The sequence below is a fragment of the Faecalibacterium sp. An121 genome (assembly GCF_002160915.1).
GTDB classification, from domain to species: Bacteria; Bacillota; Clostridia; order Oscillospirales; family Ruminococcaceae; genus Faecalibacterium; species Faecalibacterium avium.
Genome location: NZ_NFLM01000003.1, coordinates 1 through 13648, shown reverse-complemented (window position 1 = coordinate 13648; position 13648 = coordinate 1). Strand labels below are relative to the sequence as shown.

Below are 13648 nucleotides of genomic sequence, written 5' to 3'. Positions count from 1 at the left end.
GAATGGAACAAAAACGCCCCGCCGCCTTTTTACCGGCAACGGGGCAGTCTTTTACTCAACTCCAGGAGGCTCCGGCACGGTCCGGTCCTGCCGCCGGCGCGCGTTGACACGCCCCGGTACCGGCGCCCGGGCCTGTCGGACCCATCGGACAAAGGGAGGGCTTACTCCTCGTTGTCCTTATCCTTCAGCAGGGCCTTCATGGACAGGCTGATGCGCTTCTTGTCGAAGTCCACATCCAGCAGCTTGACGTCCACCATGTCGCCCACCTTCAGCACATCCGAGACCTTCTCAACGCGCTCGTTGCTGATCTCGCTGATGTGCACCAGGCCGTCCACACCCGGCAGGATGCGGACGAAGGCGCCAAACTTGGTCAGGGACACCACGGGAGCGTGGAAGACGCTGCCCACGGGGTAGCTGCTGCGCAGCTGCTCCCAGGGGTTGTCCTCGCTCTTCTTGTAGCCCAGAGAGACCTTGTGGTTGTCGCGGTCGATATCCTTCACATACACCTCGATGGTGTCGCCCACGCTGACCACCTCGGAGGGATGCTTGATGCGGTTCCAGCTCAGCTCGCTGATGTGGCACAGGCCGTCCACGCCGCCGATGTCCACAAAGGCGCCGTAGGAAGTCAGGCTCTTGACCACGCCGGTGTAGGTCTTGCCGACCTCGACGTTGGACCAGAACTCCTCGCGGCGGACCTTGTTCTCCTCTGCGGTGACCTTGTTGATGCTGCCCACGATCTTGCGGCCGGAGCACTCGGTGACGACCAGACGGACGTGCTTGCCCACCAGGGCGGTGTAGTCCTCGTCGCGGCGCATGGTGGCCTGGGAACGGGGGACGAACACCTTGACGCCGTTGACGTTCACAACGACGCCGCCCTTGTTGTACTCGGTGACGTCGCCCTCGACGACCTCGCCGGACTCAGCGGCCTTGGCGATCTCCTCCATGCCCTTGCGCGAGGCGAGCTTCTTGCGGGAGAGCTGGATGATGCCGTCCTGATCCATAACCTTCTCGACGATGAGGTCCAGCTCATCGCCAACCTTGACCAGATCCTCGACCTTTGCGGAGGAATCGTCGGTCAGCTCGCTCAGACGGACAACGCCGGTCTGCTTGGCACCGATGTCGACCTGGATCTCGTTGGCGGAAATGCTGGTCACGACTCCTTTCACAATACTGCCTGCATGAACACGTTTTTCCTCGGATGCGTTCAGCATCTCCTCGAAGCTCATGCTGTCATTGATTTCTGTCATACTGTTAAGTACCTCCTCAATAATAGACGATGGCGTTGAAGCCCCTGCTGTCACGCCCGCCGTCCTCACATCTGCAAACCACTCGGGCTGAAGCTCGCTTGCTGTTTCAACCGTAACGGCCCGCGTATGTTTTGCGGCGACTGCGACCAGCTTCTGGGTATTGGAAGAATGATGACCGCCAATCACGACCACAAGATCGCACTGCCGGCTGAGGTCTTCCGCTTCCTGTTGCCTCGCCCACGTCGCATTACATATTGTATCAAAAATTTCGGCGTTTGTATAGGCTTTTTTCAGAAACTCCGAACATTCTTGCCATTTTGTTGCTTGAAATGTGGTCTGAGCAACCACAAACATCCGTTTTTCGGGATTTTCAGGCCCTTTCCAGGCCCGCAGCTGGGCCAGATCGGCAAAGACGAAGGACTCCCCGCGGGTATGTCCCACGATTCCCTGGACCTCGGGATGGGCGCTGTCCCCGGCCACGGCCAGGCACGCGCCCTCCTGTTCGGCCCGCCGGGCGATGGCGTGGATCTTGGCCACGAAGGGGCAGGTGGCGTCCTGCCAGGGCAGGTTTAGCGCCTGCAGCTGGTCGTAGACGCTGCGGGGCACCCCGTGGCTGCGGATGACCACCTTGTAGCCGGGGGGCACCTGCTGCGGGCTGTCGGCCACCAGGGCGCCCCGCCGGGCCAGCTCCGCCACCACCTGGGGGTTGTGGATGAGGGGGCCGAGGGTGGCCACCTTCTCGCCCTGGTCCAGCAGGCTGCGGGTGAGCTGGACGGCCCGGTCCACCCCAAAGCAGAAGCCGGCGGTGCGGGCCAAACGTATCTCCATAAGGTTCCCCTCCTGTTTGGTGCAGTTTTATGCGCTGGCGGTGCGGCCCTCAAAGCCGTAGCGCTCGCCCAGATCGACCCACGCGGCGGTGAGGGCCTGCTTGTTGGCCTTGAGCTTCTTGATGTCCCGCCGGCTTTCCATCTGGAACTGGGCCGCCGGCATGGGCTCCCCGAAGATGACCCGCACCCGGCAGAACAGCTTCATCCGGCCGTCGGGGGTATCGTACAGCACCCGGCAGGGGATGACGTCGGTGCCGGCCCCCGCCGCCACCACGAACAGCCCGCTCTTGGGGGGGAGCAGTTTGCCCTCCTTTTCCCGGGTGCCCTCGGGGAACAGCAGCAGGCCGCGGCCCTTTTTGCACTCCTCGATGGTGTGGTTGAGGGTCTCCATCTCGTCCTTGGTCCCCCGCACCATCACGCAGCCGCACTGGCCCAAAAACCAGGTGACGACGGGGTTGATCTCGAACAGCTCCTTTTTGCCGAAGACCACCATCCGCTTGCCCCAAAAGCGCGCGATGGCGATGAACACCGGGTCGATGGCCGAGATATGGGTGGGGGCCAGGATGAACCCCGGCGACTGGATCTTTTTCAGGTTCTCCTTCCCGATCACCTGGATGCGGAACAGGATGTGCCAGATCAGCCAGGCACCGGCAATGATAACAGGATACAACATGATTATTCCCCCACACGCTCTTTGATGATCTGCTTCATGGCGGCCAGGCTCTGGGCCAGGTCCATGGCAGAAGTATCCAGCAAAACCGCGTCCGCGGCGCGGCGGAGGGGGGCGGCGGCCCGGCCGCTGTCCTGCTCGTCCCGCTGCTTGACGTCGGCCAGCACCTCCTCGTAGCGGTCGGGGCGGCCTGCGGCCTGGTATTCCAGCCAGCGGCGGCGGGCCCGGGCCTCGGGGCTGGCCGTCAGAAAGATCTTGACGGTGGCGTCGGGCAGGATGACGGTGCCGATGTCCCGGCCGTCCATCAGGACGTTGCCGGTGCGGGCCATATCCCGCTGCAGATCCAGCAGGAAGGCGCGGACGGCGGGGTTTGCCCCCACCGCCGAAGCCGCCATGCCCACCTGTTCGGTGCGGATGAGGCCGCTGACGTCCTCCTCATTTAAATAGATATGCTGCTGGCCGTCCAGCACCGCCAGACGCAGGCGGATGCGGGGCAGCAGGGCATCCACCCCGGCCTGGTCCGCCGGGTCGATGCCGGCCCGCAGGGCATACAGCCCCACCGCCCGGTACATGGCGCCGGTGTCCACATAGATGTAGCCCAGATCCCTGGCCAGCTGCCTGGCCAGAGTGGATTTGCCCGCCCCGGCGGGGCCGTCGATCGCAACCGATATCATATTCCCATTTCTCCTTTTGACGGGCAGAGAGGGCCTGCCCGCCCGCACTTTCCTTTTTATTCCGCCACCACGGCGGTGCCGCTGACGGTGACCATCAGCATCCCGTTGTCGGCGCCCAGGACCTCATAGTCGATGTCCACGCCCACCACGGCGTTGGCCCCCATCGCGGCGGCCCGCTGCTGCATCTCCTCCATCGCGCTCTGCCGGGCGCCGATCAGCTCATCCTCGTAGCTGCCCGAGCGCCCGCCCAGGAAGTTGGTGAAAGACGCGGCGATATCCCGGACAAAGTTGACCCCCGAGATGACCTCGCCGCAGACGACGCCCTTGTATTCGGTGATGCGCATTCCCTCGATGGAGGGGGTAGTGGTAACGATCATACAGCATTTCCTCCTTTGGTATCCTGTTCCAGATGGGCCGCGAAGGCCTGGGCCGTGCAGAAGGCGATCTGCAGATTGTAGCCGCCGGTGTAGGCGTCCACATCCAGCACCTCCCCGGCAAAATACAGCCCTGCGGCCTTTTTGCTGGCCATGGTCCGGGGGTCCACCTCCCGCACCGGCACGCCCCCCGCCGTGATGACGGCATGGGCCAGGTCGCCCCGGGCGTCGATGGGCACCGCCCAGTGCTTGCACAGGCGCACCAGCTCCCGCTTTTGTTCCCGGGTGATCTGGTTGGCGCGGGTGGCGGGGTCGATGCCCCACCGCTGGACCATCACCGGCTGCATACTGGCGGGCAGCAGCTTGACAAGGGCGCCCTGGGCCGCATGGTTGGACAGCAGGGCGAAGTCCCGGGTGATCCGGTCGTACAGCTGCTGGTCGCTGAGGGCCGGTTTCAGGTCGATCTCCACCCGGTAGCGGTGCCGGTCCATATCCCCCAGATGGCTCGACGCGCTGAGGGTCAGGGGGCCGCTGATGCCAAAGTGGGTGAACAGCATCTCCCCCTGCTCGGAAAAGATGGCCTTGCCGTCCTCATAGAGGGTGAGGACCACGTTTTTCAGGGCCAGGCCCATCATCTTTTTGCAGTCCGGGTCGCTGCTGACCAGGCTGACCAGGCTGGGCACCGGCTCCACGATGGTGTGGCCGGCCTGCCGGGCCAGCTTGTAGCCGTCCCCGGTGGACCCGGTCCCCGGGTAGCTGACCCCGCCGGTGGCCACCAGGACGCAGTCGGCCGGATACCGCCGGCCCGAGACCCCCCGGACCCCCACGCAGCGGCAGGCGGGGCCTTTCTTTTTCCCCGGCGGCGGCTCCGTCTCCAGCGGTTCGAGCAGCAGCGAGGCGGCCCCGTCGTACACCAGCTCGGCCCCGGCGGCGTAGTCCAGCAGGGCCTGGCGGACCTCGGCGGCCTTGTCCGACACCGGGAACACCCGGCGGCCCCGCTCCACCTTCAGCGCCACCCCCAGGGACTCGAACAGGTCCATGGTCGCGGACGGCGGGAAAGCGTGGAGGGAAGAATACAAAAACCGGGGATTGGTGCGCACATGGCGCAGAAATTCCTCCTCGCCGCAGGCATTGGTCAGGTTGCAGCGCCCCTTGCCGGTGACCAGGATCTTCTGGGCGGGCCGGGGGGCGTGTTCCAGCAGCGTGACGGTATGTCCCCGGCGGACGGCGGCGCCCGCAGCCATCAGCCCGGCGGCCCCCGCACCCACGATCACGATTTGTGCCATCGGCGACACTCCCTTTTTCGTCAGATTCCGTACTTTTTAATAATACCAGAATCCAGCGGCAAAAGCAATTATGAAAAATCGGCCCCCACCGCCCCGGGACGCAAAAAAGTCCCGCTCTGCCGTTTGGGCGGGACAAAAACAAAGGCACGGCGCCCCGGATGCGCGCCGCGCCCTTCCCTGTCAGCTGCCGATCAGCTTGACCGGGTCCAGATATTGGTCCTGGTCCAGCACCTCCAGGTGGATATGGGGGTCCTGGGCGCTCTCGCCGGTGATGGAGCCGGCCCGGCCCAGGCGCTGGCCCGACGTCACCTGCTCGCCCTGCCGGACGGCCGGGTCCTCCACCGCCGCGATCCGCCACAGCCGGCCTTCGGCGTCACGGATGGAGGCCACCACCCCCCAGTTGCCCTCGGCGGCCAGGCTCTCCACCGTGCCGCTCACCGGGCAGAGGATGTCCTCCCCTTCCTCGCAGGCGTAATCCACGCCGTTGTGGGTGCGCCAGTCCCCCAGGGTCTCATGGTAGACCAGTTCGTCCCCGGTCCACACCGCCAGCACCCGTCCAGAGACAGGCCGCGTATAGCCCGGCCCGGCCGAGGCGCTGGCAGCGGGCGATCCGGTTTGCAGTTCGGAGGGTTCGGACACCGAACCAGACCCAGACGGCGCACCAGAAGATCCTTTGGACGTGCCAGGCTCGGGCACATCCTCCGCCGCCCGGGCCACGTCGGCCGCCTGCTGCTGCCATATCGCTTCCTCCTTGTCCATTCCTTCTTCCACGCCCGGGTAGCTCTCCTCCCCGGTGACGCTCTGCCCGGGGTCCTGCCCCAGGTCCCTTGCCATCTGGTCGCGGACGGTCCGCACGGCCCACACGCCGACGGCCGCAGCCGCCGCCACGCAGGCCAGCAGGGCCAGCGCAAAGCCCTTGCCCCGCAAAAAATTCCTGATATGCTCCATGCTCTTGTTTCTCCTTCGGTAACCTGTGTACGGGTGTTGTGCTTAGTTTTGACACTTGCGGGCGGAATATTCGTGCGGGGAGAAAAAAGCGGGACGGGGCGCGCGAACCTTTTATAAAAGGAAGGGCGGGGCGTTTTGGCATTTCCGTCAAAAGTTCCGTCTCCGTTTGTGCATACAAGCCAAAATCACGCGAAAGCGGTCTGGGCCGGCTTGTGGCACTTTTCCATTTATTCTACAATCCCCTCGGTTTTCTTGTATGAATCGCTGAATTTGTAACAAACGCTCAAAACCTATTGAAAATCAGAAAAAAACTGTGCATAATTATAGTCGTGATAGATTGAATTTGTATGATCTGTAAACAATCTGTGTCCAAAAGAAAAACCGTCGCGTGGTTGTTCTTTTTTCGAAAACGTTTCACCTCCTGTGGACGGGCGGGGTCCACCCCCCGGACGGCCGCAGGTGGAAATAAGTATGGAGAAGGAGAAATAACATGGTAGGAATCTTGATTGCAGGGCACGGCGGCTTTCCCAGCGGCGTGCTCAGCGCGGTCAACCTGGTGGCCGGCAATCCCGGCAACGTGACCGCCGTAGACTTTGTGGAGGGCATGAGCACCGACGAGCTGAAGGCCAAGATGCTTGCGGCCCTGGATGGGATGGAGCAGGAGGAGATCCTGGTCCTGACCGACCTGGCCGGGGGCACCCCCTTCCGCACGGCCGCCGAGATCAAAGCCGTGTATACCGGCAAGCGGATGCGGGTGGTGGCAGGCGCCAATATGCCCGCCGTGGTGGAGGCCGCTTTCTCCAGCGGCGACATGGAGCTGGACGAGCTGACCGCCGACGTGATCCAGACCGGCACCGAGGGCTTTGTGGACCTGGACGCTCTGGGCGCCGGGGAGGAGGAGGCCGAAGCCGCCGCGTTCGAGGACGGCATCTGACGCCCTGTGCACAAAGGAGAACATCATGATCAAAAAGATCGCTGTGGAACCCATCCGGTTCCGTGACAAGTACCTGTCCACCCCCCTGCTGACCAAAGCGGAGGTGGAGCAGGCCATGGACTATGTGGTCCGGCAGACCCGGGCCAACATGGAATACTTTGGCAAAAAGTTCCCCTGGTCGGCCACCAAGGGCCTGAAGTACCCCATCATCGAGAACATCGAGTGGACCGACGGCTTCTGGACCGGCCTGCTGTGGCTGTGCTATGAGTACACCGGGGACGAAGCGTTCCGGGTGCGGGCCGAGGAGAACATCGACTCCTTCCTGCACCGGGTGGAGAACCGCATCGAGCTGGACCACCACGACCTGGGCTTTTTGTATTCGCCCTCCTGTGTGGCCGGCTACAAGCTGGTGGGCTCGGAAAAGGGCAAGCGGGCCGGCATCCTGGCTGCGGACAAGCTGATGGAGCGCTACAACCCCCGGGACGGCTTCATCCAGGCCTGGGGCGCTGTGGGCGCCCAGGACAACTACCGTCTGATCATCGACTGCTTTATGAACATCCCTCTGCTGTACTGGGCCACCCGGATCACCGGCGATGCCAAGTACGCCCAGGCGGCCGACAAGCACTTTGAAAAGGCGGCCAACTACGTCATCCGGGACGATGCGTCGGCGTTCCACACCTATTACTTTGACGCCAAGACCGGCGAGCCGCTGCGGGGCGCCACCCGGCAGGGGTACAGCGACGATTCCGCCTGGGCCCGCGGACAGGCCTGGGGCATCTACGGCATCCCCCTCAACTACATCCAGAACCACAACCCCGCATCCATCAACCTGTACGAGGGGATGACCAACTATTTCCTCAACCGCCTGCCGGAGGACGACGTCTGCTATTGGGACCTGATCTTCGGCGACGGCTCGGGACAGTCGCGGGATTCTTCCGCCGCCGCCATCGCGGTATGCGGGATGCACGAGATGGGCAAATACCTGCCGGAGGTGGACCCCGAAAAGGACACCTACAAGCGCGCCGCCCACCGCATCCTGCGCTCTCTGATCCAGAATTACCAGGGCCATGAGGCTGCCCCCGGCAACCCTGTGCTGTACCACGGCGTTTACTCCTGGCACAGCGGCAAGGGCGTGGACGAGGGCAACATCTGGGGCGACTACTATTATATGGAAGCCCTGGTCCGGTTCTGGAAGGATTGGGATTTGTACTGGTGAGCCGCTGTGCGGTCCCCGGTATAAATAGATTTATGATGAAGGAGGAACAATCGTCATGACACCCAACATTGTCGCATTCCGTATCGACGAGCGCCTGATCCACGGGCAGGGGCAGCTTTGGATCAAAGCCCTTGGCTGCAACACCGTGATCGTTGCAAACGATTCTGCCGCGGCAGATCCGATGCAGCAGCAGCTGATGAAGGCCGTGGTCCCCAAGACCATCGCCATGCGCTTCTTCTCGATCCAGCACACCTGCGACATCATCCACAAGGCTTCGCCCAAGCAGGTCATCTTCCTGGTCTGCAAGAGCCCTGCGGATGCTCTGAAGCTGGTGGCCGGCGGCGTGCCTGCCAAGGAGATCAACGTGGGCAACATCCACCACGCGCCCGGCAAGGAGGAGGTCAGCAAGTACATCGCTCTGGGTCCCGAGGACAAGGAAGCCCTGCGGACGCTGCGTGACCAGTACGGCATCACCTTCAATACCCAGACCACCGCGGCCGGCGACGACGGCGGCAAGCAGGTCGATCTGAACCAGTATCTGTAAGGGAGGAACCTTTTGTGGAAATCAGCATTGTACAATGTCTTTTGATCGGTCTGTGGACCGCCGTCTGCCTGGCCGGCAACCTGCTGGGCATCTACACCAACCGCTGCCTGGTGATGGCCACCGGCGTGGGCATCATCCTGGGCGACCCCATCAACGGCCTGGCCATGGGCGCCGTGGGTGAGCTGGCCTTTATGGGCTACGGCGTCTCCCAGGGAGGCTCGGTGCCCCCCAACCACATGGGCCCTGGCATCGTGGGCGCCATCATGTGCATCACCGCCGGCGTTGACGTCAACACCGCGCTGGCTCTGAGCATCCCCTTCGCCGTGGCCTTCCAGTTCGTCATCACCGCTACTTACACCTTTGCCACCACCCTGACCGGCACCGCCATCAAGGCGCTGGACAACAAGAATTTCACCCTGTTCCGCATTGCCGCCAACGCCACCGTCGCGGTCTTTGCCATCGTGGGCTTCATCATCGGCTTTGCCGCCGCGTTCAGCTCGGAAGGCCTGAGCGCCGTCATCGCCCTGATCCCCGACTGGCTGAACGCCGGCCTGAGCGTCGCCGGTCAGATGCTGCCCGCCATCGGCTTTGCCATGATCCTGAACGTCATGGCCAAGAAGGAGCTGATCCCCTTCGTGCTGCTGGGCTACATCGCCATTGCATACCTGGGCCTGCCCACCATGGGCGTCACGTTCCTGGCCGCCTGCGTTGCGCTGATCGTTTTCTGGCACAGCGGCAGCTCCAACAAAGAGGAAGAATCGGAGGTTGAATTCGAAGATGGCATCTAATTATCAGATCACCAAGGGCGACATCGTCAAAACGTCGCTGCGCTCCTACTTTTTGCAGAACGGCTTCAACTACGGCAACTACCAGGGCCTGGGCTACGCCAATATGCTCTACCCCACCCTGCGCAAGATGTACAAGGACGACGATGACGCTCTGCAGGCTGCCCTGAAGGACAACATCGAGTTCTTCAACTCGAACATCCACTTCACCCCCTTCATCACCTCGCTGCACCTGGTGATGCTGCAGAACAAGACCCCCGGCGCTGAGATCCGCAACATCAAGATGGCCCTGATGGGCCCTCTGGCCGGCATCGGCGACTCTCTGTCCCAGTTCTGCCTGGCTCCCCTGTTCGGCACCATCGGCGCGTCTCTGGCCGCCGACGGTCTGATGCTGGGACCCCTGTTCTTCTGGCTGGGCATGAACATCACCCTGCTGATCATCAAGCTCCTCACCGGCAATCTGGGCTATAAGCTGGGCACCAGCGTCATTTCCACCCTGTCCGAGAAGATGGCCCAGATCTCCAACGTGGCCAGCATGATCGGCGTCGCCGTCATCTCGGGTCTGGCGGTCAACTTCGTCAAGATCAACTGTGCGCTGCAATACGTCTCCACCATGCCCACCGGCGAGCAGTCGGTGGTATCGATCCAGAGCATGATGGACGCCATTGCGCCCAAGCTGCTGCCCGTGCTGTACACCGCTCTGATGTTCTATCTCATCAAGAAGAAGAAGTGGACCACCTACAAGCTGGTCATCCTGACCATCATCGTGGGCGTCCTGCTGTCGGTGCTGGGCATCCTGGCCTGACCTCTGCAAACCAACCTTTGGGCGGGGATGCGCTGTGCATCCCCGTCTTTTTCTATGGAGGGAACATCATGGAACGACCGGATCTCACCGCCCTGCGGGCCCTTTGCCAGCGCTTTGTCCAGTGCTATGACCCCGCCGGCACCGCCCGCTACATCCGCAGCCACTGTCCCGACGAGGCCGCCGGGCTGCTGCGCCAGGCCGACCAGCTGCTGGCCCATACCTTCCGGTTCCAGGACAAATGGGACATGGAGCCCTGCCCCACCCCCTACACCCTGGAGCCCGGCCAATGGCTGTACAGTCCCAACGGGGACCCCGAGTGGGTCTTTATGCTCAACCGCCACGACCTGCTGCTCAAGCTCTGGCAGGCCGCCCAGCTCACCGGCGAGGAGCGGTATCTGGCGTCGCTGCGGGATTACCTGCTGGACTGGGCGGAGCGAAACCCCATCACCCTTGCGGGCACCGACGCCACCCGCACCATCGACACCGGCATCCGCTGCATGAACTGGTGCGGGCTGCTGCTGCCTCTGCTGGCCCGGAACGTCCTGGATGACGGGCAGGCCGGCCGGCTGCTGGACTGCATGGCCCGGCAGTTTGAAAATATGCGGGCGCGGTACATCGGCAAATACACCCTGAGCAACTGGGGCGTGCTGCAGACCACCGCCATCTGCGCCGGCTATGCCTGGTTCGGGGACTTTTTGCCCGACGGGCTGGAGGCGTGGGCCTGGGACGAACTGGAGCAGGAACTGGAGCTGCAGATCCTGGAGGACGGCGCCCACTGGGAGCAGTCGGCCATGTACCATGTGGAGGTGCTCAACACCTGCGTCAAGCTGCTGGCCCACCTGCTCTATGCACAGGCCGCCGGCCAGCCGCTGTGTTCCCGGGCCCGGCGCGCCCTGGCCGGGGCCCACCTGTGGACCGACGCGGAGGAAGCCGCCGCAGCCCCCGGGCAGGGCTATGACCGGGGCCAGCCCGGCTGGCTGTGGGGCGCCGTGCGGGTGCTCAGCCGCCATGTGCTCTACACCGCCGACCCGGCCCATCTGCAGCTGCCCCAGTGCGACAGCGACGTCACCGACGTGCGGGACGTGCTGGCACGGTCGGCCGCGCTGCTGGACGGCGGCGGCATCTACCGCTTTGCCGCCGGCAGCCGTCTGGACATGGACAGCGCCTGGCTGCTGGGCGCGCCGGGCCGGCAGCGCTTTCTGGAGCGCGCGGCCTGCGTCCCCGGCCATCTGCAATGGGACTGCGGCCATGCGGGCAACTTCTTCTGGCGCAGCAGCTGGGAGGAGGACGCCGACTTCACCTGGCTCAAAAACAGCACCCTGGGCAGCGGTCACGGTCATCTGGACCAGACCCAGCTCTGCCTGTACCACAAGGGCCGGCCCTTCCTGGTGGACAGCGGCCGCTACACCTACCGGGAGGACGATCCCCTGCGGATGGCCCTGAAAAATCCCCAGGCCCACTCGGTCTGCGTCATCGACGGCCAGTCGGGGGGCCATGCGGACAGCTCCTGGACCAACGACGCCTGCGGCGAGGTGCTCAAGAGCTACGCCTGCACCCGGGGCGCCGCATCCTATGCCGAAATGCCCCTGCGCGGGACCCTGGCCGACGGCACGCCCTATCTGATCGTCCGCAAGGTGCTGGTCCTGCCGGGGGGCGTATGGCTGTCGGTGCAGGATGTCAGCTGCGCCGGAGCCCATGTCCTGGAGGAATCCTTCCATCTGGACGAGGCCGTACAGGTCACGGGCAAAGACCGGACCTTCACCCTGCAAAACGGCGGCGTCCGGCTGAACCTGTTCTCGGACGCGCCCCTCACCCTGGGCACCGCCGTCCATTCCAAGCGCTACAACGAAAAGACCGACGCGCCGGTGCTGCGCAAGCGGGGCGTGATGGACGGCCGTCAGACCTGGGCCGCCCTGCTGACCGCCGAAGGCATCGAGGCCAGCTGCGCTCCGGTGTTCCAGTTCGGCAAACCGCAGCCGGTCAGCCCCGACTGTCTCACCGCCTGGGATCTCCGGATGCCGGACGGCACCACCTGGACCGCCCTGCTCTGGCACCGGGAGACCTTCCGGGGCGGCAAAATGTACCTCTGCCACGATATACCCGTCTATGGCAAGGCGGTGGTGCTGCACCGGGACGCCGACGGCGCCCTGCTGGAGCGCATCCGCCTGAAAACCTGATCACCGGGAGGGAACGATATGGAAAACAAGATCTGCATTCTGGACGCCGACGGCCAGACCAAAGCCGAGCTGAGCGGCAGCGGCGAAGTGGTCCTGGGCTGGAAATACGGCGAATACGCCCCGGGGGACGTGATCGTCTTTACGGTATCGAAGCCCGGCTATTACAAGGTGCGGGTGGATGACTGCATCGACGAGGCCCTGGTCTATCTGACCGGCACCACCCTGCGGTATCCGGTCCTGTTCGATGAAAAGAAGCTCGCCCACAATCCCAAGGCCTTTGCCGGCGACCGCCACTATCTGATGGTGCGCCCCGCCTGGCCCTGGGAGCTGGGGTACCGCAATCTGGCTCTCAATCCCGCCGACCAGCACGACGTGGAGGGCTGCTACCCCCACGCCACCGCCAATGTGGAGACCCGGGGCGAAAGCGTTTTCGCCGCCCGCAACGCCATCGACGGCCTGCTGGCCAACCGCTCCCACGGCAAGTGGCCCTTCTCCTCCTGGGGCATCAACCAGCAGGACGACGCCGAATGGACCCTGCACTTTGGCCGGCCGGTGGACTTTGACACCATCGTGCTGTACACCCGCGCCGACTTCCCCCACGACAACTGGTGGACCCAGGTCACCCTCACCTTCTCGGACGGCACCAGCCAGACCGTCAGCCTGGAAAAGAGCTATGAGCCCCACCGTCTGTCCATTGCCCGCAAGGGGATCACCTGGATCCGGCTGGGCCAGCTGATCAAGGCCGACGACCCCTCTCCCTTCCCCGCCCTGACCCAGTTTGAGGTCTGGGGCCGGGACAGCACCGGCGTATAAGCCCCGCCTTCCCCGTTTCCCGCCATCGCCTCCGGCTCGGTCGCCGGGGGCTTTTTGTTTGGCGTCGTACAAAGTGAATGATTTCCCTACCCTGAGAAAATCATTCAAATCATGCAAATCATGCATTCTGTACGATACAAAACAAACGACACGGCTTGTCAAGAGGGCAAAAAGCGCTAAAATGCGTCGGCCTCTGGACTCCCTACCCACCCTCGACGACCAGGGTATGCCCCTGGACCCAAAAGAAGAAGTCGCTCTAGTCGGCTGGCTGAAAAAGCGTGTAAGAGTGCATTAGAGGAATTGCACAACGCTTTTTCCGGGCGCCAGCCTCCCGCCGCTCCGATCCTG

The 13648-nt window shown here is 63.6% G+C and carries 13 protein-coding genes; 7 read left to right on the top strand and 6 right to left on the bottom strand.

Going from position 1 to position 13648, the window contains the following annotated elements; genetic code table 11:
* Positions 1-161: 161 nt before the first annotated feature.
* From B5E66_RS02160 to B5E66_RS02135, 6 genes are all read right to left on the bottom strand, one after another.
* A complete protein-coding gene (locus tag B5E66_RS02160) occupies positions 162-2075 on the bottom strand; it encodes a bifunctional 4-hydroxy-3-methylbut-2-enyl diphosphate reductase/30S ribosomal protein S1 (RefSeq protein WP_087228342.1) in 1914 nt (637 codons plus the stop codon).
* Between the two features lie 27 nt (positions 2076-2102).
* Positions 2103-2747, bottom strand: a complete 645-nt coding sequence (locus tag B5E66_RS02155; protein ID WP_242955938.1) for a lysophospholipid acyltransferase family protein — start codon at positions 2745-2747, stop codon at positions 2103-2105.
* 2 nt (positions 2748-2749) lie between these two features.
* Positions 2750-3418 (bottom strand): (d)CMP kinase, encoded by a 669-nt coding sequence (gene cmk, locus B5E66_RS02150; protein WP_087228340.1) that lies wholly within the window; start codon positions 3416-3418, stop codon positions 2750-2752.
* 56 nt (positions 3419-3474) lie between these two features.
* Entirely contained in the window at positions 3475-3795 is a 321-nt protein-coding gene (locus B5E66_RS02145; RefSeq protein WP_087228339.1) for a putative heavy metal-binding protein, read from the bottom strand.
* Positions 3792-5078 carry an NAD(P)/FAD-dependent oxidoreductase gene (locus B5E66_RS02140; protein ID WP_087228338.1) on the bottom strand — a complete coding sequence of 429 codons (1287 nt, stop codon included), beginning with the start codon at positions 5076-5078 and terminating at the stop codon, positions 3792-3794. Before B5E66_RS02140 ends, B5E66_RS02145 begins: the two co-directional genes overlap by 4 nt.
* A gap of 180 nt (positions 5079-5258) precedes the next feature.
* A complete protein-coding gene (locus tag B5E66_RS02135) occupies positions 5259-6026 on the bottom strand; it encodes a peptidoglycan DD-metalloendopeptidase family protein (protein WP_087228337.1) in 768 nt (255 codons plus the stop codon).
* Positions 6027-6516: 490 nt separating this feature from the next.
* Here B5E66_RS02135 and B5E66_RS02130 point away from each other — a divergent pair, with 490 nt between their 5' ends.
* From B5E66_RS02130 to B5E66_RS02100, 7 genes are all read left to right on the top strand, one after another.
* Positions 6517-6960, top strand: coding sequence for a PTS sugar transporter subunit IIA (locus B5E66_RS02130; RefSeq protein ID WP_087228336.1), 444 nt, complete (start codon positions 6517-6519; stop codon positions 6958-6960).
* Positions 6961-6985: 25 nt separating this feature from the next.
* On the top strand, positions 6986-8176 hold the full coding sequence (locus B5E66_RS02125; protein ID WP_087228335.1) for a glycoside hydrolase family 88 protein: 1191 nt from the start codon (positions 6986-6988) through the stop codon (positions 8174-8176).
* A gap of 55 nt (positions 8177-8231) precedes the next feature.
* A complete protein-coding gene (locus B5E66_RS02120) occupies positions 8232-8720 on the top strand; it encodes a PTS sugar transporter subunit IIB (protein WP_087228334.1) in 489 nt (162 codons plus the stop codon).
* Positions 8721-8734: 14 nt separating this feature from the next.
* Positions 8735-9508: a PTS mannose/fructose/sorbose/N-acetylgalactosamine transporter subunit IIC gene (locus tag B5E66_RS02115; protein WP_087228333.1), complete on the top strand. Its 774-nt coding sequence runs from the start codon at positions 8735-8737 to the stop codon at positions 9506-9508.
* Entirely contained in the window at positions 9498-10310 is an 813-nt protein-coding gene (locus B5E66_RS02110; RefSeq protein ID WP_087228332.1) for a PTS system mannose/fructose/sorbose family transporter subunit IID, read from the top strand. Before B5E66_RS02115 ends, B5E66_RS02110 begins: the two co-directional genes overlap by 11 nt.
* A gap of 68 nt (positions 10311-10378) precedes the next feature.
* The gene (locus tag B5E66_RS02105) at positions 10379-12487 is read left to right on the top strand and encodes a heparinase II/III family protein (RefSeq protein WP_087228331.1); all 2109 of its coding nucleotides are present in this window, start codon (positions 10379-10381) and stop codon (positions 12485-12487) included.
* A gap of 18 nt (positions 12488-12505) precedes the next feature.
* A complete protein-coding gene (locus B5E66_RS02100) occupies positions 12506-13300 on the top strand; it encodes a DUF7402 domain-containing protein (RefSeq protein WP_087228330.1) in 795 nt (264 codons plus the stop codon).
* Positions 13301-13648 lie beyond the last annotated feature (348 nt).